Origin of the sequence: Streptomyces sp. TRM64462, from assembly GCF_013362995.1 — a bacterium.
GTDB lineage: Bacteria > Actinomycetota > Actinomycetes > Streptomycetales > Streptomycetaceae > Streptomyces.
Genome location: NZ_JABWDV010000034.1, coordinates 1 through 23,012 on the forward strand (window position 1 = coordinate 1; position 23,012 = coordinate 23,012).

23 protein-coding genes are annotated in these 23,012 nt (G+C 72.8%); 14 read left to right on the forward strand and 9 right to left on the reverse strand.

What is annotated here, in order from left to right; genetic code table 11:
• Positions 1–26: 26 nt before the first annotated feature.
• Both HTZ82_RS01625 and HTZ82_RS01630 read right to left on the reverse strand, forming a co-directional pair.
• Positions 27–1,379, reverse strand: a complete 1,353-nt coding sequence (locus HTZ82_RS01625; RefSeq protein ID WP_175407438.1) for an FAD-dependent oxidoreductase — start codon at positions 1,377–1,379, stop codon at positions 27–29.
• A 61-nt stretch (positions 1,380–1,440) separates the two neighbouring features.
• On the reverse strand, positions 1,441–2,160 hold the full coding sequence (locus tag HTZ82_RS01630; RefSeq protein WP_375540768.1) for a DUF305 domain-containing protein: 720 nt from the start codon (positions 2,158–2,160) through the stop codon (positions 1,441–1,443).
• A gap of 116 nt (positions 2,161–2,276) precedes the next feature.
• Here HTZ82_RS01630 and HTZ82_RS01635 point away from each other — a divergent pair, with 116 nt between their 5' ends.
• Positions 2,277–3,791: an LVIVD repeat-containing protein gene (locus tag HTZ82_RS01635; RefSeq protein WP_175407439.1), complete on the forward strand. Its 1,515-nt coding sequence runs from the start codon at positions 2,277–2,279 to the stop codon at positions 3,789–3,791.
• A gap of 13 nt (positions 3,792–3,804) precedes the next feature.
• Here the strand turns inward: HTZ82_RS01635 and HTZ82_RS01640 are convergent, their stop codons facing one another.
• The 4 genes from HTZ82_RS01640 to HTZ82_RS01655 all read right to left on the reverse strand — a co-directional run bounded on the left by HTZ82_RS01640 (position 3,805) and on the right by HTZ82_RS01655 (position 7,023).
• Positions 3,805–4,452 (reverse strand): TetR/AcrR family transcriptional regulator, encoded by a 648-nt coding sequence (locus HTZ82_RS01640; protein WP_175407440.1) that lies wholly within the window; start codon positions 4,450–4,452, stop codon positions 3,805–3,807.
• A gap of 180 nt (positions 4,453–4,632) precedes the next feature.
• Positions 4,633–5,340 carry a phosphatase PAP2 family protein gene (locus HTZ82_RS01645; RefSeq protein ID WP_175407441.1) on the reverse strand — a complete coding sequence of 236 codons (708 nt, stop codon included), beginning with the start codon at positions 5,338–5,340 and terminating at the stop codon, positions 4,633–4,635.
• 59 nt (positions 5,341–5,399) lie between these two features.
• Complete coding sequence (locus HTZ82_RS01650) at positions 5,400–6,338, reverse strand: M56 family metallopeptidase (RefSeq protein ID WP_175407442.1); 939 nt, start codon at positions 6,336–6,338, stop codon at positions 5,400–5,402.
• 118 nt (positions 6,339–6,456) lie between these two features.
• A complete protein-coding gene (locus HTZ82_RS01655) occupies positions 6,457–7,023 on the reverse strand; it encodes a DUF5134 domain-containing protein (RefSeq protein ID WP_175407443.1) in 567 nt (188 codons plus the stop codon).
• Between the two features lie 149 nt (positions 7,024–7,172).
• Here HTZ82_RS01655 and HTZ82_RS01660 point away from each other — a divergent pair, with 149 nt between their 5' ends.
• Positions 7,173–7,820: a GNAT family N-acetyltransferase gene (locus HTZ82_RS01660; RefSeq protein ID WP_254711557.1), complete on the forward strand. Its 648-nt coding sequence runs from the start codon at positions 7,173–7,175 to the stop codon at positions 7,818–7,820.
• Here the strand turns inward: HTZ82_RS01660 and HTZ82_RS01665 are convergent.
• Both HTZ82_RS01665 and HTZ82_RS01670 read right to left on the reverse strand, forming a co-directional pair.
• Entirely contained in the window at positions 7,795–10,422 is a 2,628-nt protein-coding gene (locus HTZ82_RS01665; RefSeq protein ID WP_175407444.1) for an ATP-dependent Clp protease ATP-binding subunit, read from the reverse strand. The genes HTZ82_RS01660 and HTZ82_RS01665 overlap by 26 nt on opposite strands.
• 178 nt (positions 10,423–10,600) lie before the next feature.
• Positions 10,601–11,284, reverse strand: a complete 684-nt coding sequence (locus HTZ82_RS01670) for a glycerophosphodiester phosphodiesterase family protein (RefSeq protein WP_175407445.1) — start codon at positions 11,282–11,284, stop codon at positions 10,601–10,603.
• A 279-nt stretch (positions 11,285–11,563) separates the two neighbouring features.
• Between HTZ82_RS01670 and HTZ82_RS01675 the strand changes: the two genes are divergently transcribed.
• From HTZ82_RS01675 to HTZ82_RS01695, 5 genes are all read left to right on the forward strand, one after another.
• A complete protein-coding gene (locus tag HTZ82_RS01675) occupies positions 11,564–12,961 on the forward strand; it encodes a DUF6421 family protein (protein ID WP_175407446.1) in 1,398 nt (465 codons plus the stop codon).
• Positions 12,962–13,053: 92 nt separating this feature from the next.
• Positions 13,054–13,818 (forward strand): SDR family oxidoreductase, encoded by a 765-nt coding sequence (locus tag HTZ82_RS01680; RefSeq protein WP_175407447.1) that lies wholly within the window; start codon positions 13,054–13,056, stop codon positions 13,816–13,818.
• Entirely contained in the window at positions 13,815–14,894 is a 1,080-nt protein-coding gene (locus tag HTZ82_RS01685) for a low specificity L-threonine aldolase (RefSeq protein ID WP_175407458.1), read from the forward strand. Before HTZ82_RS01680 ends, HTZ82_RS01685 begins: the two co-directional genes overlap by 4 nt.
• A gap of 84 nt (positions 14,895–14,978) precedes the next feature.
• A complete protein-coding gene (locus HTZ82_RS01690) occupies positions 14,979–15,557 on the forward strand; it encodes a transglutaminase family protein (RefSeq protein ID WP_175407448.1) in 579 nt (192 codons plus the stop codon).
• Between the two features lie 10 nt (positions 15,558–15,567).
• A complete protein-coding gene (locus HTZ82_RS01695) occupies positions 15,568–16,251 on the forward strand; it encodes a B3/4 domain-containing protein (protein ID WP_175407449.1) in 684 nt (227 codons plus the stop codon).
• An 18-nt stretch (positions 16,252–16,269) separates the two neighbouring features.
• Here HTZ82_RS01695 and HTZ82_RS01700 read toward each other — a convergent pair whose 3' ends face one another.
• Positions 16,270–16,983, reverse strand: a complete 714-nt coding sequence (locus HTZ82_RS01700; protein ID WP_175407450.1) for a 1-acyl-sn-glycerol-3-phosphate acyltransferase — start codon at positions 16,981–16,983, stop codon at positions 16,270–16,272.
• Positions 16,984–17,286: 303 nt separating this feature from the next.
• On the opposite strand from HTZ82_RS01700, the gene HTZ82_RS01705 reads away from it, so the two are divergent.
• The 7 genes from HTZ82_RS01705 to HTZ82_RS01730 form a co-directional block, all read left to right on the forward strand.
• Positions 17,287–17,688: a thioredoxin family protein gene (locus HTZ82_RS01705; protein WP_309235266.1), complete on the forward strand. Its 402-nt coding sequence runs from the start codon at positions 17,287–17,289 to the stop codon at positions 17,686–17,688.
• A 63-nt stretch (positions 17,689–17,751) separates the two neighbouring features.
• Positions 17,752–17,832, forward strand: a complete 81-nt coding sequence (locus HTZ82_RS33025) for a putative leader peptide (protein WP_375540769.1) — start codon at positions 17,752–17,754, stop codon at positions 17,830–17,832.
• A 46-nt stretch (positions 17,833–17,878) separates the two neighbouring features.
• Positions 17,879–18,511: a flavin reductase family protein gene (locus HTZ82_RS01710; RefSeq protein ID WP_175407451.1), complete on the forward strand. Its 633-nt coding sequence runs from the start codon at positions 17,879–17,881 to the stop codon at positions 18,509–18,511.
• A gap of 191 nt (positions 18,512–18,702) precedes the next feature.
• Complete coding sequence (locus HTZ82_RS01715) at positions 18,703–19,488, forward strand: electron transfer flavoprotein subunit beta/FixA family protein (protein ID WP_175407452.1); 786 nt, start codon at positions 18,703–18,705, stop codon at positions 19,486–19,488.
• A 95-nt stretch (positions 19,489–19,583) separates the two neighbouring features.
• Positions 19,584–20,546, forward strand: coding sequence for an electron transfer flavoprotein subunit alpha/FixB family protein (locus HTZ82_RS01720; RefSeq protein WP_175407453.1), 963 nt, complete (start codon positions 19,584–19,586; stop codon positions 20,544–20,546).
• A gap of 228 nt (positions 20,547–20,774) precedes the next feature.
• Entirely contained in the window at positions 20,775–22,082 is a 1,308-nt protein-coding gene (locus HTZ82_RS01725; RefSeq protein ID WP_175407454.1) for a DUF6986 family protein, read from the forward strand.
• Between the two features lie 81 nt (positions 22,083–22,163).
• Positions 22,164–23,012: serine/threonine-protein kinase (locus HTZ82_RS01730; protein ID WP_175407455.1), on the forward strand; the 849-nt coding region annotated here is incomplete at its 3' end.

Genomic DNA, 23,012 nt, shown 5'->3' on the forward strand with positions numbered 1-23,012 from the left:
CCCGGCGCCCCCGTACCGCACCGGCCTCAGCGCGCGGTGTCCGCGGCCGCCAGGAGGCCGGGCCAGTCGGGGATCTTCACCCGGCCGCGCCCCAGCGTCCGGCCGAGTGCCGCCTCGGCCTCCTCGATCGACAGCCAGCCCGGCCACTCCACCGGCCGCAGCCCCCACGAGCGCAGCGCGGCGACCGGGTCGTCGGCCACCCGGCGGCGGGCCAGCAGGTGCGCGTCCTGGAGCAGCGAGGCGGCGGTCTCCTTGGCGCACGGCCGGTTGGTGCCGATCACACCCGTCGGGCCCCGCTTGATCCACCCGGCCACGTACTCACCCGGCGACGGCACCCCGTCCCGCAGCACCCGCCCCGCCGTGTGCGGCACCGTGCCGCGCACCGGGTCGAACGGCAGGCCGTCCGGGGGCGCGCCCCGGTAACCGACGGCCCGCAGCACCAGCCCGGCCTCGATCTCCTCGTACGTCCCCGTGCCCCGTATCCCGCCCGAGCCGTCCGGCGCCGTCCGCTCGAACCGGACCGCCGCGACCCGCCCGCCGTCGCCGACGATCTCCACGGGCCGCAGGAAGAACCGCACATGGATCGTGCGCGCGCCGGCGGCCGCCGCGACCGGCAGGTCCGCCCAGCCGCGCAGCACCTCGACGTTGCGGCGGTTCACCGCCGGCAGCGCCGACGGGTCCGCGTACGCCGGATCGAGCGCCAGGTCGGCCGGGTCGACGGCGACCCGTGCCGACGGCAGCGCGCCCAGCTCCCGCAGCTCCTTGGTGGTGAACCGGGCCTGCGAAGGGCCCCGCCGGCCGACCATGTGCACCTCGCGGACCCGGCTCGCGCCCAGCGCGGCCAGGGCGGCGTGCGGCACGTCGGTGGCGAGCAGTTCGTCGGGCCCCCGCGCCAGGATCCGTGTCACGTCCACGGCGACGTTGCCCACGCCGATCACCACGGCGGAGCGGGTGTCCAGCGCGAAGGCGTGCGTCACCGCGTCGGGGTGGGCGCTGTACCAGGACACGAAGTCGGTCGCCGAACAGCTGCCCGCCAGGTCCTCGCCGGGGATGCCGAGCCGCCGGTCCCGCGCCGCGCCCACGCAGTACACGACGGCGTGGTACAGCTCCAGGAGCCGACGGGGAGTCAGCCCGTCCGCGCCCACTGCGACGTTGCCGACGAACCCGATGTGCTCGTTCTCCAGGACCGTGCGGAGATTGTTCTGCAGGGACTTGATCTTCTCGTGGTCGGGCGCCACCCCGTAGCGCACGAGCCCGTACGGGCACGGCAGCCGGTCCAGGACGTCGACGTGCACGTCCGGGACGAGAGTCTGCTCGACCAGGGACTGGGCGGTGTAGACCCCGCTGGGGCCGGAACCGATCACGGCGACACGAAGCACTGCTGCGCTCCTTCCGCAGGAACTTCCAGCATCCCACCGGTACCGGCCCCGCGGGAGGGTGTCACATCCCGCGCATCCGGTGGATCTCGGCCGTCTGCCCGGCGATCACGTCGTTCGCCATCTCCTGGATCCGGATGTTCCTGCCCTTGGCCAGCACATCGGCCGCCATGGTGACCGCGCCCTCGTGGTGGGTGATCATCAGCCGCAGGAACAGCGCGTCGAACGCCTTCCCGCGCGCTCCCTCCAGATCCTTCAGCTGCGCCTCCGTGGCCATGCCGGGCATGGCGCCGTGGTCGTGCCCGGCGTCCTGCCCGTGGTCGTGACCGCCGTCCTTGCCGTCCCCACCGTCCCCGCTGTCCCCACCGTTGATTTTCAGCCAACCCTTCATCGCCTCGATCTCCGGCCCCTGCGCCGCCTCGATCCGCGCGGCCAGCCCCTTCACCTGCTGCGACGCGGCCCGGTCCGGGACGAGGGCGGTCATCCGCAGCGCCTGCTCGTGGTGGACGATCATCATGCGCGTGTACGAGAAGTCGGCGTCGTTCGGTGTGTCGTCGGGCACCGCCTTCGCGGCCTCCTGAGGGGACAGCGTCCTGGCCGGTTCGCCGGGCTTGCCCGGCGCCAGTACACCCACCCCGCCGGCCCCTCCGGCCTGCGGTTTCCCGTCCGGGGACGACGGCTCCGACTCACAGGCGGACAGGGCCAGCACGGCCGACAGCGCCACCGCCACGGCCGATGTCCCGGTGGTGCGACGGCGGTTCCGGCGGTTCCTGCGGATCAACACGGCGACCTCCGATGTCAGTTGTCGTGCGCGCCATCTGTTGAGATGTACATGCCTCGGAACATACTGCCGTCGTCCAAGACCCGTTCACCCACGAACGGAGACAACGGAGGACGCACATGACCGTGTTGCGTACCACTCGTGCGAGACCTGGACGACTGGGCGTGGCCACCGCCGCGGCCGGACTCCTCGCCGCCCTGCTGTCGGCCGGACCCGCGGCCGCCGTCCCGGATCCCGGCGACGCACCTGCCGCCCGGGGCACGGTGTCGGAGCGGCAGCAGGCCGACACCCGCGCCGCCATCGCGAACGGCGAGATACCCGGCGTCGACGAGATCGTCCACAGCGACAACATCGAGCACGTCGCCAACATCCCGCTCACCAGCATCCGCGGAACCAACTCCGACCTGGCCTTCCAGGGCGACCACGTGTTCGCCGGCAACTACGACGGCTTCCAGATCTTCGACATCAGCGACCCGAGCCGCCCCGAGACCGTCGCCCAGGTCCTCTGCCCGGGCTCGCAGAACGACATCTCCGTCTCCGGCGACCTGCTGTTCCTGTCCACCGACTCGTCCCGCAGCGACGACTCCTGCCAGAGCACCCCCCAGTCGGCGACCGAGAAGTCGTCCTGGGAGGGCATGAAGATCTTCGACATCAGCGACATCCGCCACCCGAAGTACGTCGCCTCCGTGGAGACCGCCTGCGGCTCCCACACCCACACGCTCCTGCCGCAGCGCAAGAACGTGTACGTGTACGTCTCGTCGTACTCGCCCAACGCCGCGTTCCCGGACTGCCAGCCGCCGCACGACGGGATCTCCGTCATCAAGGTGCCGCGCGACGCACCCGAGCGCGCCGCGGTCGTCGGCTTCCCCGTCCTCTTCCCGGGCGAGGGCCCGGACGGCGGCGGCAACCCCGGCGCGCCCACCAACCCGGGCGTCTCCAAGACGACCGGCTGCCACGACATCACCGTGCTGCCGTCCAAGGACCTCGCGGCGGGCGCCTGCATGGGCGACGGCATCCTCTTCTCCATCAAGGACCCCGAGCGCCCCAGGGTCATCGAACGGGTCCAGGACAACATCAACTTCGCGTTCTGGCACTCCGCCACCTTCAACCAGAAGGCGAACAAGGTCATCTTCACCGATGAGCTCGGCGGCGGCGGCGCCGCGACCTGCAACGAGCGCATCGGCCCGAACCGCGGCGCCGACGGCATCTACGCCCTCACCGGCAAGGGCGACAAGCGCAAGCTGCTCTTCCGCGGCTACTACAAGATCGACCGCCACCAGGCCGACACCGAGAACTGCGTCGCCCACAACGGCTCGATCATCCCGGTCAAGGGCCGCGACCTCATGGTCCAGTCCTGGTACCAGGGCGGCGTCTCCGTGTGGGACTTCACCGACTCCAGGCGCCCCAAGGAGATCGGCTACTTCGAACGCGGCCCGCTCAGCGCCGACACGCTGACCGGCGGCGGCACGTGGTCGGCGTACTACTACAACGGCCACATCTACTCGAACGACATGCGCAAGGGCCTCGACATCCTGAGGATCGACGACCGGCGCACCGACCCGGCCAAGCGCATCCGCATGGACGAGCTCAACGTCCAGACCCAGCCGGACTACTTCGACGACTTCGACGACTAGGAAAGCCCACCCACTAGGAAAGCCCGCCGGCAGTTCCGCCGGACGGTGACCGGTCCACGGGGCCGCCGCCGTCCGGCGGGAACCCGCGCTCCCACTCCAGCCCGTACCGCTGGAACAGCTCCGCCCGCAGCCGCGCCGGCGGCATCGGCGCACCCGGCAGCAGCACGGCGAACACCGCGCCCATCAGCAGCGCCCGCAGCAGCGGGTAGTCAGCGTCCACGTCCCGCGACCCGTAGCGGCCGACGGTGTCCCGCAGCAAAGCGGCCAGCCGCTGCTGTTCGGGACACCGCACGAACCCCTCCGCCTGGAGGATGCCCGCCATGTGCGTGCGCATCAGCACCGGCTGCTCCACGGCCAGGCCCAGGATCGCGTCGATCGCCCGGGCCAGCCGCTCCCGCCCGTCCCCGGTGCGCGGCTCCCGCTCCAGGGCCGCCTCCAGGGTCAGGTGCATCAGCCGGTGCACGGCGGACTGGAGGAGCTGGCGCTTGCCGGGGAAGTAGTACGACACCAGGCCGCGCGCCGAACCGGCCCGCTCGGCGATGTCCCCGAGCGTCGTCGCCTCGTACCCCCGTTCGGCCACGAGCTCGACCGTCGCCTGGAGCAACCGCTCCCGGGAACGGCGGCGGAGCTCTTCATTGACCGATGCGCTCCGCGGGGACATGCTTTACTCCTGCGTTGACTGGCTCCCAGCCAATATACTCAGAGCGTCCCTGCCGCCACGCAGCGCACCGGCGGGAGGGCATGTGTGTCATCCGGACCGGGCGACGCGGGGGATCGCCCGGTCCGCGATGGCGCGACGGTTCGCCGCGACGGCTCGGCGTCGCGACAGCGCCCAGGGGCATCAGCCGCCCGGCTTCCGGACACCGCGTCCGCCGTACGCCACCGTCGCCGCCACCACGCACACGCCCAGCAGCCAGCCGCCCACCACGTCCGAGACCCAGTGGACGCCCAGGTACAGCCGGGTCAGCCCCACGCCCAGCACCGACACCGCCCCGGCCGCCACCACCGCCCGCACCACCACCGGGCGCGCCCCGCAGAGCGCCGCCGCCCACCACAGCAGCCCGCACGTCACCGCCGCCGTCATGGCGTGCCCGGACGGGAACGCCGCGAACTGCGCCGAGTCCACCGGGTCGGGCCACTGCGGGCGGTCCCGGCCCACGGCCGCCTTCAGAGCCTGCTGGAGCAGCGCCGCCAGCACGCTCACGCCCGCGATCCGTACCGCCCACCGGCGCTCGCCGCGCCACCACAGCACGCCCACGGCGACGGCCGCCAGCGCCCGCATCGTCCAGGTGTCCCACACCCAGTCGCTCAGCACCCGGTTCGCGCCGGTCACCGCGGGGCTGCGCACAGCCGACGCGTGCAGCACGTCCGCGACCGCCCGGTCGAACGCCGGCAGCGGCCCCCATTCCGCGGCGACGAGCACCAGCAGGACGGCCGCGAGCGCCCCGCTCCACAGGGCCACGCGCCGGGCCCGCGCCGTGACCCGCGAGGCGTCCGATGGTGCGGATGAGTCGGGTGGGGTGGAGGGGGCCGTGGTGGAAGGATGCATGACAGGCATCCTTCCCGAGCCACGGGACGGAACGCCCGCGATTCGGCCGAGTGGCGCCGTCAGTTCAGCGCGCGCAACCCCGGTGCCAGGGCCACCAGCAGCGGAACCGCCGGTGCGAGCGTGGCCGCGGCCGTCAGCCGCAGGCGGTGGCCGGGCGTGAGCCGTGGCGCGGCCGTCAGCAGCCGGTTCACGCGCTGCGGGAGCTGGGCGTCGGGGGCGGCCGGGTACGGGCCGAACACGCCCCGGTCCTCGTTGAGCCCGACCAGCGCCAGGGCGGTCGTCAGCCGCCCGTACCGCTTCGACGCCGCGTCGTCCGCCGCCAGCTCGACCAGCCGGTGCATCTCCGCGTGGAACGCCGCGAACACCGGGATGCGCGGGAACCCCTCCGCCAGCGCCGACGCGCAGTGCAGCAGCCAGTCGTGGCGGGCCCGCGCATGCCCCTGCTCATGGGCCAGTACCGCGTCGAGCTGACGCCCCTTCAGGCGGCGCAACGCGGCCGTCGTGATGACCAGTCGGGGCGCCGCACCGGGCAGCCACCAGGCGTCCGGGCGGTCGCCCTCCAGCAGCACCAGCGGCTCCGAACCCGGCTCCTCGCCCGGCAACAGCGGGGCCCGCACCAGGAGTTCGGCACGCCGGCGCCTGCGCCGCGCCCGGGCCCGCCGCACCACCCGGGTCAGCATCGCCGCGGTCCACAGTCCGCCGCACGCCAGCAGCGCCGCGAGGACCGCCGACCACGGGGCGTGGTCCGCGAGCCCGTACGCCTCCACGACCGCCTGCGGCGCCGGGGCGAACACATGGCCTCGTACGGCCTGCCACGCGGCCGCCGCGCTGAACGTCATCGACAGGGCGAAGCTCAGCAGCACCGCCGCCACCACGCACTGCCACACCCACAGCGCCACGATCGGCTCGCGCTCCGGCCAGTCCGCCCGGGCCAGCAGGCGCGGAGCCGCCACGGCGGCCACGACGCCGAGCGCGAGCAGCGCGAGGGAGACCCACATACCGTCAGCCTATGAGCGGGAGGCCGTACATAGGCACGGCGTGTCGCCGGAAGTGACGCACACCACGGCGTGGAACGCCGCTCGCACGCCCCGCTCGTACGCTCCCGCAGCCCCGGCGTCACACCGTGCACAGCATGGCCAGCATGGCCGTCCCCATCACCAGCCGGCACGCCCCCACCATCTCGGACCCCGTCCGCGCCGTGCCGGACGGCACCAGGCGCACGCCCGCGAGCAGCACCCACACCGCGTAGTACGCGAGGAGCGCACCCGTCACCAGGGGCAGGCCCCCGCCCGCGTGACCGAGGTGTCCGGCGTGGTCACCGGCCCCGGCCCCGGCTGCGGCGGCGCCGCCGGCCAGCGGGACCGCCATGTACACCATGGCCAGCGACCCCACGAGATGGTGCGCGTGCCGCCCGCCGCCCCGCCGCAGCCCCCCGGCCGCCCGCAGCGCCGCCGTACCGAACACCGCCGCGTACACCACCCACGACCAGTCCGGCGGCGCGACCACCGCCGCCGGTACGCCCATCGCGGCCATCCCGAACGCCATCACGGCCTCGCCCCCGGCCTCCCGCCGCTCCCCGTCCGCACCGCACCGCCGCATCCGCACCGCGCGCCACAGGCAGTACGCGCCGGCCGCCCCGCACAGCACGACCAGCAGCCAGCCCGACACCACAGGTCCCCGCACCGCAGCACCCTCCCCTCGACCCCCGCCCCGGCCCCCGGCCCCTGGGACGATGCCCGCGGGCGCCGGGGCACACGCGAGCGCAGGGGCGTACAGGGGGAGCGCGTTAGGCTCGGCCACCGGGACAGCAGCCGAGGGGAGAGCACCGCACCATGGACACCGCACCGCTCCAGGACCAGCAGGTCCAGCGCGACCAGCAGGACCAGCACGACCGCCGGGACACGCAGAGCGAAGACCAGGGCCCCGGGGCCGGTCCGCGCGTCGGCACCGAGCCGGTGTTCCGCGACGCCGCCGAGGCCGACGTGCCCGCGCTCGTCGCGCTCGTCGAGTCCGCGTACCGGGGCGACGCCAGCCGCGCCGGGTGGACCACGGAGGCCGACATCCTGGACGGGCAGCGCACCGACCCCGAGGGTGTGCGCGCGGTCATCACGACGCCAGGTTCCCGGCTGCTCGTCGCGGAGCGGGACGGCGCCCTCGTCGCCTGCTGCCAGCTGGAGCACCGCGGCGACGCCGCCTACTTCGGCATGTTCGCGGTCCGCCCCGGTGCGCAGGGCGGCGGACTCGGGCGGCGCGTGCTCGCCGAGGCCGAGCGCCTCGCCCACGAGGAGTGGGGCGCGACCGAGATGCACATGACCGTCATCTCCGTACGCGACGAGCTGATCGCCTGGTACGAGCGGCGCGGCTACCGCCGTACGGGACGGATGACCCCGTTCCCGTACGGCGACGAGCGCTTCGGCGTGCCGCGCCGCGACGACCTGCGGTTCGAGCTGCTCATCAAGGAACTGGGCCGACCGGACTGACCCCGCCCGCGGGCCCCGCACCCTCCTCCTGAGCCTCCGTGCGGAAGTCCAGCCGCCCGTCCACGGCGTCCACGCGGACCCGGCCGCCCGCCTCCAGGCGCCCGTCGAGCAGCAGCCGGGACAGCTCGTTGTCCACCTCCCGCTGGATGGTGCGGCGCAGCGGGCGGGCGCCGTACTCCGGCTCGTAACCCCGCTCCGCGAGCCAGTCGACGGCCTCCGGCGTGAACTCCACGGTCACGTCCTGCGCCCGCATCCGGCGCCGGGTGTCCTCCAGGAGCAGATCCGTGATCCTCCGCAGCTGCTCGCCCTCCAGGCGGCGGAAGACGACGATCTCGTCGATGCGGTTGAGGAACTCGGGGCGGAAGTGCTCCCGCAGCGGCCGCAGCGCCCGCTCCCGCAGCGCCTCCTCGTCGCCGCCCCCTTCCGCCGTGCCGAAGCCGAGCAGGCCGCGGCCGGTGCCGATGGCCTCGGAGCCGAGGTTGCTGGTCATGACGACGACGGTGTTCTTGAAGTCGACCGTCCGGCCCTGCGAGTCGGTCAGCCGCCCGTCGTCGAGGACCTGGAGCAGGATGTTGAAGACGTCCGGGTGCGCCTTCTCCACCTCGTCGAGGAGGAGCAGCGAGTACGGGTGGCGGCGCACCGCCTCCGTGAGCTGCCCGGCCTCCTCGTGGCCGACGTACCCGGGGGGCGCGCCGACCAGCCGGCTGACGGTGTGGCGCTCCTGGAACTCGCTCATGTCCAGCCGGACCATGCGCTCCTCGCTGCCGAACAGCTGCTCCGCGAGGGCCCGGGCGAGCTCCGTCTTGCCGACGCCCGTCGGGCCGAGGAACAGGAAGCTGCCGATGGGGCGGCGCGGGTCGGCGAGGCCGGCGCGGGAGCGCAGCACCGCCTCCGCGACCACGGCGACGGCCTGGTCCTGGCCGACGACCCGCTCCTTGAGGTGCTGCTCCAGGCCGAGGAGCCGGTCCTTCTCCTCCTGGGTGAGCCGGCTGACGGGGATGCCGGTCCGGCGGCTGACGACCTGCGCGATGTCCTCGGCGGTGACCTCCAGGACCTGGCCGTCGCCCACCTCCGGCTCGGCGCGGCTGGCCCTGATGCGGGCCTCCAGCTCCAGGACGCGGTCGCGCAGTTCGGTGGCCCGCTCGTACTGCTCCGCGGCGACGGCCTGGTCCTTGTCGCGGATCACCTGCTCCATCTGCCGCTCCAGGACGCGCACGTCGGTGGGCTGCGAGTGGGCGCGCAGCCGGACCCGGGCGCCGGCCTGGTCGATCAGGTCGATGGCCTTGTCGGGCAGGAACCGCTCGGTGAGATAGCGGTCGGACAGCTCGACGGCGGCGAGCAGCGCCTCCTCGGAGTAGCGGACCTGGTGGTGCGCCTCGTACCGGTCGCGCAGGCCGCGCAGGATCTCCAGCGCGTCCTCCACGCTCGGCTCGGGAACGAGGACGGGCTGGAAGCGGCGGGCGAGCGCCGCGTCCTTCTCGATGTACCTGCGGTACTCGTCCATGGTGGTCGCGCCGATGACGTGCAGTTCGCCGCGGGCGAGCGCGGGCTTCAGGATGTTGCCCGCGTCCATGGAGCCGCCTTCGGAGCCGCCTCCGCCGCCGCCCGCGCCCACCACGGTGTGCAGTTCGTCGATGAAGACGACGAGCTCGTCGGAGTGCGTACGGATCTCCTCGATGATCGCGGTCATCCGCTCCTCGAAGTCGCCGCGGTAGCGGGTGCCGGCGACGACCCCGGTCATGTCGAGCGCGACGACACGGCGGCCCGTGAGCGTGTCGGGCACGTCGCCGTCGGCGATGCGCTGGGCGAGGCCCTCGACGACGGCGGTCTTGCCGACCCCGGCGTCACCGATCAGGACGGGGTTGTTCTTGCCGCGCCGGGACAGCACCTCGACGGTCTGCTCGATCTCCAGCTCCCGGCCGATGACCGGGTCGATCCGGCCGGCGCGGGCCATGTCGGTGAGGTCGCGCCCGTACTTGTCGAGCGTCGGGGTGCCGTGCTGCGGGGCGGGGCGGTGGTCCGCCGCCGTGTTCTCCCAGCCGCCGGACGGCGTGCCGCGCTGCGGTGCCTGCCCGGACGGGGGCCCGGAGAACGAGCCGGGGTCGAACCTGGCGGACCGCAGGATGCGGCCCGCGGCCGAGTCGGGGTTGGCGGCGAGCGCGGCCAGCACGTGCTCGGGGCCGATGTAGGAGGCGCCGATGTGCCGGGCCAGGTCGTGGGCGTCCAGCAGGGCACGCTTCACGGCGGGCGTGACGGCGATCCGGGCCTGCGGCGGGCCCTCGCCCGCCGTGCGGTCGATCTCCTCGGCGAGCGCGTCCGGGTCGGCGCCCGCGCGGACCACCAGGTCCCTGATCGGCTCGGTGTCGAGCGCGGCGCGCAGCAGGTGCTCCGTCTCCAGGTCCGCGCTGCCGTGCTCGGCCGCGTACGAGGCGGCGTTGTCGACCATACGGCGGGCCGGCTCGCTCATCATGCGGGCGATGTCGCTGTACCGGGGGCCGCGGCGGGCCGCCGACGAGCTAGGGGTGCCTCCGAAGAGGCGGGCCAGAAATTCACTGAACGGGTCGGGGCCGAAGCCCTCGGGTCCGAGAAAACCGCTACTCATGTGTGCGTACCGTCCGTCCCAGTCAGCCCAGTCCGTCGCTGTCCGTCCCTTTGTGTCCTGTCTGTCCAGGATTCACGCCGAACACGGCAAAATCCAGCACGCGGGTTCCCCGGCGGGCGCCGGTTACACCTCGGGCACGGGTGACTTCGGTACGGGACCGCAACGCGTACGGCGCCGGTCAGGCCAGGAAGCGGCCGGTCCTGCGGATCTCCGGGTAGTCCGTGGTGGCCCCGTCCAGCTCCAGGGCGCGGACCAGCCGCAGGTGCTGCGGCGTGTTCACCACCCAGCCGATCACCCGCAGCCGGGCGGCGCGGGCCCGCTCGGCGTCCTCCAGGGTCAGCCGGCGGACGTCCAGGGCGAGCCCGCCCGCGCTGACGGCACGGGCTCGCTCCACGATGTCCGGCCCCCAGCGGCTGGCGATCAGCACCGTACGGACGCCCGGCACCAGACGGGCGATCTCGGCGACCGCCTCGTCATGGAACGACGACACCTCGACCCGGCCGACCAGGTCCCGCCGGTGCATCACGGCCGCCAGGGCACGCGCGGCGGCCACGTCCTTGATCTCGGCCTGGAGCGGAGCCCGTACGGCGTCCAGGACCTCGTCGAAGACGGGGATCCGCTCCCCCTGCCCGGCGTCCAGCTCGCGCAGCTCCGCGAGGGTCTTGTCGGCGATCGGGCCGGTCCCGTCCGTGGTCCGGTCCACCTCCGCGTCGTGCATGACGACGAGCGCGCCGTCCTTGCTCAGGTGCAGATCCAGTTCGATGGCGTCCATCCCCGCCTGCTCGGCGCGGACGAAGGAGCGCAGGGTGTTCTCGGGCTCGACACCCATCACTCCGCGATGACCGATGGTGAGGAAACTCAAGGTCTTCTCGCTTCCGTCGACGGCGGATCCCGCGCGGCACGGCGGTCGCGCGGCCCCTTCGCAGCGTAACCGTCCTGCTGCGCAGCGGAACCCGTCGTGCAACTCACCGACCCAAGCGGCCTCCTGGCGCGTGAAGTGCGCGCCCTCACCTTGCGAGACAGGAAAATCGGCGGTGACCATAGGGGGTCGGCAGGATAATTTCTTCCCGCCCCCCTTGTGGCGGAGAACCGCACATGGATACGGTGCCTTAACGCTAGGTTCTCCTGTGGAGGAAGTGAGATGACGGAAATTCTTGTGCAGGACGTTGCCGGTGGGGGAGTGTCCACCGACACGCGGGTGATCGACCACCCCGCGTGGCCCGAGCTCAAGAATGCCGTGGAGGAGATCCGCGTCCGGCAGTCCGCGGACGGCTCCATCGACTTCGAGGCCGAGAACGCTCCTTCCCGCGCCGACGTCGACGCCACGCTGCTACGGGTGATCGACGCCGTCCAGCGGCTCTCCCCGCTGCTGCCGCACGGCGCCGAATACCACCGGGCCCTCGTCGCCGACCTGCGCAAATGGGCCGACAGCGGCTACGCGGAGCCGGACTTCCTCGACTCGCTGATGGCCTTCCACCCCGCCGCCGAGCGTGAGGACGGCCGCCAGCACCTCGTGCTGTTCCCGATGTACACGCAGAACGGCAACCCGGACCGCAACCTCGAAGCCGTCGTGCTGCGCATGGTGTGGCCGGAGTGGCTCTCCGACCTGGAGGCCACCCGCTACGACAACCCGCTGTTCTGCGGCATCACCTTCGAGGACTTCACCTCCGGCTACGACACGAACTCGGCCGTCCTCTTCCCGGAGACCGTCGCCGTCCGCGAGGTCCCCGAGCGCTTCACCTGGGGCGGCATCTTCTGCGACCGCGAGGCCGCCCGATTCCGCCGCGTCACCGAGGCCGCCGTCGACGTGCTCGGCGTCGAACTGCCCGAGGACATCGCGGCGATGCTGGGCGACCAGAAGCGCTGCGAGCAGGCCTTCGTACTGTGGGACATGATCCACGACCGCACCCACAGCCACGGCGACCTGCCCTTCGACCCCTTCATGATCAAGCAGCGCCAGCCGTTCTGGATGTACGGCCTGGAGGAGCTGCGCTGCGACCTCACCGCCTTCAAGGAGGCCGTGAAGCTGGAGGCCGAAGGCAACCCGCACGGCCGTGACGTCCAGTACGCGGTGCTGTTCGACCGGATGTTCCGCTTCCCGCTCACCGGCGACCGCGTCCGCAACTACGACGGACTCGGCGGCCAGCTCCTCTTCGCGTACCTCCACAAGCACGACGTCGTCCGCTGGACCGACAACACGCTGCGCATCGACTGGGAGCGCGCCCCGCAGGTCACCAACGAGCTGTGCGCCGAGATCGAGAAGCTGTACCGCGACGGCATCGACCGCCCCAAGCTGGTCCACTGGTTCGCCGCGTACGACCTGGTGTCCACCTACCTCGCCCCGCACCCCGGCTCCCGCTGGGCCAAGGGCCCCGACGCCCTCGACACGTCCCTGCCGCCGCGCAAGCTCGTGGACGACGTGCTGCCCGACGAGTTTCCGCTCAGCATGTTCTTCGAGGCACTGTCCAAGAAGCTGAAGTCCGTGATCGCCTCCACCAAGGGCATCACCGCCGCCGACGTCGAGAAGGCCGCCGCGTGAGCCCTGACGCGCCGGGTAGGGCTGACACGGCAGGCACCACAGGAAGCACAAGAGGCACGGCGGACACGTCGGGGACGCGGGAGGCGACCAGCATGACGGACAACGGGAGCGGTAACGGCGGGGCGCTGGACGGCGCCGTCGTCGCGGTCGCCGGAGCGGCCGGCCCGGCGGGCCGCGCCACCCTGCTGCGGCTCGCGGAGGCCGGGGCCACGGTCGTCGCCGCCGACGCAAGCCCCGAGCGCCTCGCCGAGGCCGTGGACGCCGCACGGTACGCCCACGGCGGCGCCACCGTCACCGGCGACACGGTCGACCTCCTCGACCCGGCGGCGGCCCGCGCCTGGGCCGACAAGACCGAGAAGGAGTTCGGCCGGATCGACGGCCTCGTCCACCTCGTCGGCGGCTGGCGCGGCGGCGCCACCTTCGGCGAGACCGACCTGGCCGACTGGGACCTGCTGGAGAAGCTGCTGATCCGTACGGTCCAGCACACCTCCCTCGCCTTCCACGAGGCGCTCAAGCGCAGCGACCGGGGCCGCTTCGTGCTGATCAGCCAGTCCGGCGCCGCCGCCCCGACCGAGGGCAACGCCGCGTACGCCGCGTCGAAGGCGGCCGCCGAGGCGTGGACGCTCGCGCTCGCCGACTCCTTCCGCAAGGCCGGGGGCGAGGAGGGCCCCCGGGCGGCGGCTGCCATCCTGGTGATCAAGGCACTGGTGCACGACGCGATGCGCGCCGAGCGCCCCAATGCGAAGTTCGCGGGCTTCACCGACGTCAAGGACCTGGCGGACGCCGTCGCCGGCGTCTGGGACCGGCCCGCCCAGGAAGTGAATGGACAGCGTCTGTGGCTGACCCCCAAGCCGTGACCCCGGCGTTCCCCACCCGTACCGACGCCCGTCGTCACCACGACCCGTCGGTACGGGGCTTCGCCAGCGACAACTACGCCGGCGTCCACCCCGAGATCCTGGCGGCCCTCGCACTCGCCAACGGAGGCCACCAGGTCTCCTACGGCGAGGACGAGTACACCGACCACCTCCAGCGGGTGATGCACAGCCACTTCGGGCCCACCGCCGAGGCGTTCCCGGTGTTCAACGGCACCGGCGCCAACGTCACCGCCCTCCAGGCGCTCACCGACCGCTGGGGCGCGGTGATCTGCGCCGAGACGGCCCACATCAACGTGGACGAGGGCGGCGCCCCCGAGCGCATGGCGGGCCTCAAGCTGCTCACGGTGCCGACCCCGGACGGCAAGCTCACTCCCGAGCTGATCGACCGGCAGGCGTTCGGCTGGGACGACGAGCACCGCGCCATGCCGCAGGTCGTCTCGCTCGCGCAGAACACCGAGCTCGGCACGGTGTACACGCCGGACGAGATACGCGCCATCGTCGAGCACGCCCACGGCCTCGGCATGAAGGTGCACGTCGACGGCGCCCGGCTGGCCAACGCGGCCGCGTCGCTGAACGTCCCCATGCGGACGTTCACCAACGCGGTGGGCGTGGACATCGTGACGCTCGGCGGCACCAAGAACGGCCTGCTCTTCGGTGAGGCGGTCGTCGTCCTCAACCCCGAGGTCGGCCGCCACATGAAGCATGTGCGCAAGATGTCGATGCAGCTCGCCTCCAAGATGCGGTTCGTGTCCGTGCAGTTCGAGGCGCTGCTCGCCAAGGACCTGTGGCTGCGCAACGCCCGGCATGCCAACGCCATGGCGCGGCGCCTCGCGGACGGGGTGCGCGCGGTCGACGGCGTGGAGATCCTCTACCCGGTGCAGGCCAACGGCGTGTTCGCCCGGCTCCCGCACGACGTGACCCTGCGCCTCCAGCAGCGGTTCCGCTTCTACTTCTGGGACGAGGCGGCAGGCGACGTGCGCTGGATGTGCTCCTTCGACACGACGGAGGACGACGTGGACGCGTTCCTCCAGGCGCTGAAGGAGGAGATGTCCCGCTAGGGCCCTCCCCCCTGTGTGTATGAGTATGCGGCCGACCGGAAAACGATTGACGTCCGGTCGGCCGTATTCGTACGCTCCGGGGCCATGGAGCTGATCCAGGAGAGTCCCGAACTGTCCGCGTACCTCGTCGCCGATGAGGTCATCGATCACAAGCACCCCCGCGTGCGGGAGACCGTGGACCGGCTGGCCGCCGAGCATGCGGACGCATACTCATACGCCGAGGCGGCCTTTATGTTCGTCCGCGACACCATTCCGCACTCCGCCGACACCGGCGACCCGCGCGTCACCTGGCGCGCCTCCGACGTGCTGGAGCAGCGCACCGGCATCTGCTTCGCCAAGGCGCACGCGCTCACCGCGCTGCTGCGTGCCCGGTCCATCCCCACCGCGCTGTGCTATCAGCGGTTCGAGGTGGTTCACGGCCTCGTCGCCGTCAGACTCCCCGGTCGGGAGAAGTGGGCCCGCCAGGACCCGCGCGGCAATAGGCCGGGCGTGGACGCGCGGTTCTCGCTCGACGAGGAGCGGCTTGCCTTCCCCGTACGACCAGAGTCCAATGTAGTGGACTGTCCAGTGCTGTACGCTGCACCTCATCCGGTCGTGCTGAAAGCGCTGCGCGCCGCCACCGACCTGACGCACCTGTGGCAGACCCTGCCCACGGAACTCTGAACGGCGGACCATGACCATCACGCTCACCGTCCACGACGAGGTACGCGGCCTCGTCCCCGGCTTCACGCACCTGGCCGTCGAGGCGCGCGGCCTCGTCAACGGGCCCAGCGACGCGGCCAGTTCGGCGCTCCTCGACGACGCCTCGCGCCGCCTCGCGGAGCGGCTCGGCGGCCGGGCCCCGCACGAGGACGCGCACATGGCCGCCTGGCGGGACGCCTACACCGCGTTCGGCGCCAAGCCGTCCCGCACCCGCAACTCGGCGGAGGCACTCGCCCGGCGGGCGCTCGCGGACGGCGGACTGCCGCGCGTCAACCGGCTCGTCGACGCGTACAACGCCGTCAGCGTCGCGCATCTCGTGCCGGTCGGCGGCGAGGACACCGACCGTATCCGCGGCACCATGCGCCTGGTCCGCGCCACCGGCGACGAGCCCTTCGTCACCGTCGCGGGCGGCGCCGAGACCGTCGAGCACCCGGAGCCGGGCGAGATCGTCTGGCGCGACGACGAGGGCGTCACCTGCCGCCGCTGGAACTGGCGCCAGGGCGTGCGCACCCGGCTCACCGAGGAGTCCGTGAACGCGCTGTTCCTGCTGGAGAGCCTCGCCCCCATGAGCCGCACGGACCTGGAGGCCGCCGGCACCGAACTCGCGGAGTCCCTGGAGAAACTCAGCCCGGGCGCCCGCGTCACCCTCCGCTAGCGGTCCGCCGGCGGTCTGCTAGCGCAGCTCCGCCGGGGAGGGTGCGGTGCCGCCGAGGTGGGCGGGGATCCACCAGGTGTCGCCCGCGTCCTTCGGGCGCACCGGGTACGCCCGCTGGGCCGCCTCCAGCAGCTCCTGGACGCGCCCGCGCAGCCGCCGGGTGATCGCGCCCGCGTACTGGTCCGCGGGCGCCTCCACCGGCTCGCCCACGCGGATCGTCACCGGGATGTGGCTGCGCTTGAAGTTGCGCGGCCGGCCCTTCGTCCACAGCCGCTGCGTCCCCCACAGCGCCACCGGGATCAGCGGCACACCGGCCTCCTGCGCCAGCCGCGCCGCGCCCGACTTGAAGCTCTTCAGCGTGAACGACTGCGAGATCGTCGCCTCCGGGAACACCCCGACGACCTCGCCCGCGCGCAGCGAGTCCAGAGCGTGCGCGTAGGCCGCCTCGCCCTGCTTCCGGTCGACCGGGATGTGCTTCATGCCGCGCATCAGCGGCCCGGAGACCTTGTGGCGGAACACGGACTCCTTGGCCATGAACCGCACCAGCCGCTTCTGCGGCAGCGCCGCGAGGCCCGTGAAGATGAAGTCCAGGTAGCTGATGTGGTTGCTGACCAGCACCGCGCCGCCGGTGCGCGGGATGTTCTCCGAACCCTGAGTGTCGATCTTGAGGTCGAGCGCCTTGAACATCGTGAGCGCGGCGCCGATGACCGGCCGATAGACGAGTTCTGCCATCAGGAGAACACCCTTCTTCTATGCCTGGGGAGGGTTCTCCCGGCGGAAGTTACGGAGCCGTAGGTATCCGGCATGGGGCAGATGCTGCCCGATGTGCCGCGCACAGGCCAGCCCGGGGCGCACGATGGGGCCGAATCGGGGCGAGATACTCGTCACGTCCCCGGCTCCGCGCCGGGTCCGCGCCGGGCCTGCGGGAATCCTCCGGACCGGCCACGACGCTGTACGGGACAGCTGTACAGAACAGCTGTACGGGATACCGGGCGACCCGGCGGCACACAGACGGTGATCAGGGAGGCGGCAGCGGTGCGAGACGGCTACGCACACGGGCGGGGGCGGGCGCTGAGCCCCGGCGAACTGGGCGCCGAGCTCGGCGAGCGGGCCACCCTCGTCCAGTTCTCCACCGCCTTCTGCCAGCCCTGCCGCGCCACCCGCCGCACCCTCGGCGAGGTCGCCGCGATGGTCGACGGTGTCGCCCACGTCGAGATCGACGCCGAACGGCGGCTCGACCTCGTCCGCGCCCTCGACATCGCCCGTACGCCCACCGTGCTCGTGCTCGACGCCGAGGGGCGCGTCGTCCGCAGAGGCGCGGGCCTGCCGCGCAAGGCGGATGTGATCGCCGCACTCGGCCGGGCCGTGGCGGACCGGGGCACGGACCCGGACACGGGCACGGACATGGCACGTGAGACCCCCGCTGACCGGCCGTGACACGCGTCCCATCTTCCCGTACGGCCTTGACGGCGCCCGCCGCCTCTCGTCAGGCTGGCGCCCGTGCCGTACGAACTCCTTCTCCACGGGCGCGTCCACGTCGACCTCGCCCGCATCGCGAGCGCGCTCTGTCCGGGTGTCTGAGCAGCCACGGACCCCTCATTCGCGCCTCTCGCAGAAGGACAACTCCATGACGGCCACCTCCGACCTCCGGACCGCACCCCTCGCCGCCCCGGGCGGCGCCGGCACGGGCATTCCCGTCCAGAGCATCCCCGTGCAGGGCGTGCCGGCGGCCCAGGGCGTCCCCGTTCACGGCGTTCCCGCCCCGCACGCCGCCGGGCCCGATCTGCTGCGCTCGACGTTCCGCCGGCACGCCGCCGGGGTCGCCGTGATCACGGCGCCCGGGGACCCGGCCACCGGCGGCCGTCCGGTCGGCTTCACCGCCACGTCGCTCACCTCGGTCTCCGCCGAGCCGCCGCTCGTCTCGTTCGGCATCGGCACCTCGTCGTCGAGCTGGCCGGCCGTCTCCGCCGCCGGGCACATCGGCATCCACATACTCGGTGAGCACCAGGAGGACCTGGCCGCCACCTTCGCGCGAAGCGGCGCCGACCGCTTCGCCCCGCCCACCCGCTGGCGCACCGGACCCGAGGGCGTCCCGCTGCTCGGCGGCGTGCTCGCCTGGCTCGTCGGCCGGGTCGTCGCGCGCGTCCCCGCGGGCGACCACCGCCTCGTCATCGCGGAGATCGTCGCAGGCGACCCGGCGGCCGGTGAAGGCCGCCCGCTGCTGTACCACCAGGGCCGTTTCAGCGCGCTGCGCGACTGACAGATCCCGGTTACGCAGCGTTGCCAAGGTCACAGTCCAAAGCGCTTGCTTACCAGCAGTCCAGCCGGTGTACTGACGAGTAATATTTCGTTGCGGGGCGCCCGCCGCCCCGAGCGGAAACCGCCCGACAAGGCGCCTATGCTGCGTGCAACAAGGCAGCCCAGTAATGACGATGCAGTAGGAGAGCCGGCGTGAGCTTGAGGATCGTTGTCTGTGTGAAGTACGTGCCCGACGCCACCGGCGACCGGCACTTCGCCGATGACCTGACCGTCGACCGCGACGACGTCGACGGCCTGCTGTCGGAGCTGGACGAGTACGCGGTCGAGCAGGCGCTTCAGATCGCCGACGAGGCCGACGACGCGGAGATCACCGTCCTGACGGTGGGCCCCGAGGACGCCAAGGACGCCCTGCGCAAGGCGCTGTCCATGGGCGCCGACAAGGCCGTCCACGTCGAGGACGACGACCTCCACGGCACCGATGTCATGGGCACCTCGCTGGTGCTGGCCAAGGCCATCGAGAAGACCGGCTACGACCTGGTCATCTGCGGCATGGCCTCCACCGACGGCACCATGGGCGTCCTGCCCGCGCTCCTCGCCGAGCGCCTGGGCGTCCCGCAGGTCACCCTGCTCTCCGAGGTCTCCGTCGAGGACGGCACGGTCAAGGGCCGCCGCGACGGCGACGCCGCGACCGAGCAGCTCGAGGCGTCCCTGCCTGCCGTCGTGTCCGTGACGGACCAGTCGGGCGAGGCCCGCTACCCGTCCTTCAAGGGCATCATGGCCGCCAAGAAGAAGCCGGTGGAGTCCCTGGACCTGGACGACCTGGACATCGACGCCGACGAGGTCGGCCTCGACGGTGCCTGGACGAAGGTCGACTCCGCGGCGGAGCGCCCGGCCCGCACGGCCGGCACGATCGTCAAGGACGAGGGCGAGGGCGGCAAGCAGCTCGCCGAGTTCCTCGCGAGCCAGAAGTTCATCTAAGGCTCGCGAGCGCGCAGCGCCGGCACGGCGCCGGAGCGCAGAGCCCGAGCTACCGACAGCCCCCTCAGACTTCGCATTCGCAGGAGAGCAATCCCATGGCTGAAGTTCTCGTCTACGTCGACCACGTGGACGGCGCCGTCCGCAAGCCCACCCTGGAGCTGCTGACCCTGGCCCGCCGCATCGGCGAGCCCGTCGCCGTCGCCCTCGGCTCCGGCGCCGAGGCCACCGCCGCCACGCTCGCCGAGCACGGTGCGGTCAAGGTCCTCACCGCCGACGCCGCCGAGTTCGCCGACTACCTCGTCGTCCCGAAGGTCGACGCGCTGCAGGCCGCGTACGAGGCCGTGTCCCCGGCCGCCGTCCTGGTCCCGTCCTCCGCCGAGGGCAAGGAGATCGCCGCCCGCCTCGCCGTCCGTATCGGCTCCGGCATCATCACGGACGCCATCGACCTGGAGGCCGGCGACGAGGGCCCGGTCGCGACGCAGTCCGTGTTCGCCGCCGCGTTCACCACCAAGTCCCGTGTCTCCAAGGGCACCCCGGTCATCACGGTCAAGCCGAACTCGGCCCCGGTCGAGGCCGCCCCGGCCGCGGGCGCCGTCGAGGCCCTGTCCGTCTCCTTCTCCGAGAAGGCCACCGGCACCAAGGTCGTCTCCCGCACCCCGCGTGAGTCGACCGGCCGCCCCGAGCTGACCGAGGCCGCGATCGTGGTCTCCGGCGGCCGCGGCCTCAACGGCGCCGAGAACTTCGCCCTCATCGAGGGCCTGGCCGACACCCTCGGTGCCGCCGTCGGCGCCTCGCGCGCCGCCGTCGACGCCGGCTGGTACCCGCACACCAGCCAGGTCGGCCAGACCGGCAAGTCCGTATCGCCGCAGCTGTACATCGCCACCGGCATCTCCGGCGCGATCCAGCACCGCGCCGGTATGCAGACCTCGAAGACCATCGTGGCCATCAACAAGGACCCCGAGGCCCCGATCTTCGACCTGGTCGACTACGGCGTGGTCGGCGACCTCTTCGAGGTCGTTCCGCAGCTCACCGAGGAGATCAAGACCCGCAAGGGCTGATCTGCGACGTCTTCACGGCCCGGGGCCGCGCGGTGCACTCGCCGCGCGGCCCCGGGCCGTTTCCGGAGACCATGGGGACGGCGACGAGGCGGTGACGGGACGGCGGCGAGGCGGCGGCCAGGCAGCGATGAGACGCCATTGACGCAGCTCAGCCGCCCCGGATAACTTCACCATACGGATTGTTGATTCCGGAAAGCGGAATTCGTGCAGAGTGGAGGGCTACGGGTCATGGGTCAGGAGCAGGAGCGGGAGCAGGTGGCGACGAGCCTCGCCGGCGCGGTCAGCGAGGGCATCAGCGCCTCCCTCGCCTCGGTGGACGCCGAGCTCGCCCGCCGCTACCCCGGCGACCCCGGCACCCGCCAGCCCGTCCACACCGTGTACGTACCGGGCGACGCCTTCGCCGCCGACACCATCCGCTCCTGGGGCGACCGCGCCCTCGCCGCCCTCGACGAGCACGCGCCCGACGCCGCCTCGTTCGCCGCCGTACTCGGCCTGCCCGCCGAGCTCGCGGAGCCCGTCCACGCGCGCGTACGCGCCAAGCTGGGGCGCGAGCCCGTGGAAGACCTGCGCGTCGACTTCGAAGACGGCTACGGCGGCCGCACCGACGCCGACGAGGACCGGGACGCGGCCCGCACCGCCCGCCTGGTGGCCGACGCCTACCGGAACGGCACCGCCGCCCCGTACATGGGCATCCGCATGAAGTGCATGGAGTCCGCCGTACGCGACCGCGGCATCCGCACGCTCGACATCTTCCTCACCGGCCTCATGGAGGCGGGCGGCCTGCCGGACGGGCTCGTCCTCACGCTCCCCAAGGTCACCTATCCCGAGCAGGTCACCGCCATGGTGCGGCTCCTGGAGGAGTTCGAGAAGGCGCGCGGCCTGGAGCCCGGCCGGATCGGCTTCGAGATCCAGATCGAGACCAGCCAGTCCATCCTCGCCGCCGACGGCACCGCCACCGTCGCCCGCATGATCGACGCCGCCGACGGCCGCGCCACCGGCCTCCACTACGGCACGTTCGACTACAGCGCCTGCCTCGGCGTCTCCGCCGCATACCAGGCCAGCGACCACCCCGCAGCCGACCACGCCAAGGCCGTCATGCAGGTCGCCGCCGCCGGCACCGGCGTGCGGGTCTCCGACGGCTCCACCAACGTCCTGCCCGTCGGCCCCACCGAGAAGGTCCACGACGCCTGGCGGCTCCACTACGGCCTCACCCGCCGCGCCCTGGCCCGCGCCTACTACCAGGGCTGGGACATGCACCCCGGCCACCTGCCCACCCGGTACGCCGCCGTGTTCGCCTTCTACCGCGAGGGCTACGAGCAGGCCGCGGCGCGCCTCTCCGCGTACGCCAACCAGGCAGGCGGCGACGTCATGGACGAGCCCGCCACCGCCAAGGCCCTCAGCTCCTACCTGCTGCGTGGCATCGACTGCGGCGCCCTGGACACCGACGAGGTCGCCCGGCTCACCGGCCTCACCCGCGCCGACCTGGACCGCTTCGCCTCTCCGCGGCGCGGCGACCTGACGGCGACCGCCCAGTAGCCGACGCGCGCCGGGACCGTCACCGCTGCCCCGTACCCTGTACGCGTTCACGACGCGACGAGGGAACGGAACGGGGCAGCGGTGTCTTCGGGGGAACACGAACTGATCGCCGGCCGGTACCGGGTGGTCCGGCAGCTCGGCCGCGGGGGCATGGGGGTCGTCTGGCGGGCCGTCGACGAGGTGCTCGGCCGCGAGGTGGCCGTCAAGGAACTCCGTACGTACAACGACTCCTCCGGGCCCGAACTGGCCGAGCTGCGGCTGCGCATGCGGCGCGAGGCCCGCGCCGCCGCGCGCGTCCGTCACCCCGGGGTCGTCGCCGTCCACGACATCGCCGACCACGAGGGCCGCCCGGTCATCGTGATGGAGCTGGTCGACGGGCCCTCGCTCGCCGACGTCCTCGCGGAACGCGGCACCATGGACCCGCGCGAGGCCGCCCGCATCGGCGCGAGTGTCCTGGAGGCGCTCGCCGCCGCCCACGCCGTCGGCGTCCTGCACCGCGACGTGAAGCCCGGCAACGTCCTGCTGGACCGCGGCGGCCGTGTCGTCCTCACCGACTTCGGCATCGCCGCCATGGAGGACCCCGGGGACGGCTCCACCACGCACCTCACCCGCAGCGGCGAACTCGTCGGCTCGCTGGACTATCTGGCACCCGAGCGCGCGCAGGGCGATCAGCCCGGGCCCGCCTCCGACGTCTGGGCGCTCGGCGCCACGCTGTACGCGGCGGTGGAGGGCGCGTCGCCGTTCCGCCGTACGTCCACGTGGTCCACGCTCACGGCGATCGTCTCCGAGCCTCTGCCGGAGCCCCGGAACGCGGGGCCGCTGGGGCCGGTGCTCCAGCAGCTCCTGCACAAGGACCCGGCGCGGCGCCCGGACGCGTCGGCGGCGGCCCGGCTGCTGACGGGGGTCGCGGAGGGCGGCGGGCCCGCGACG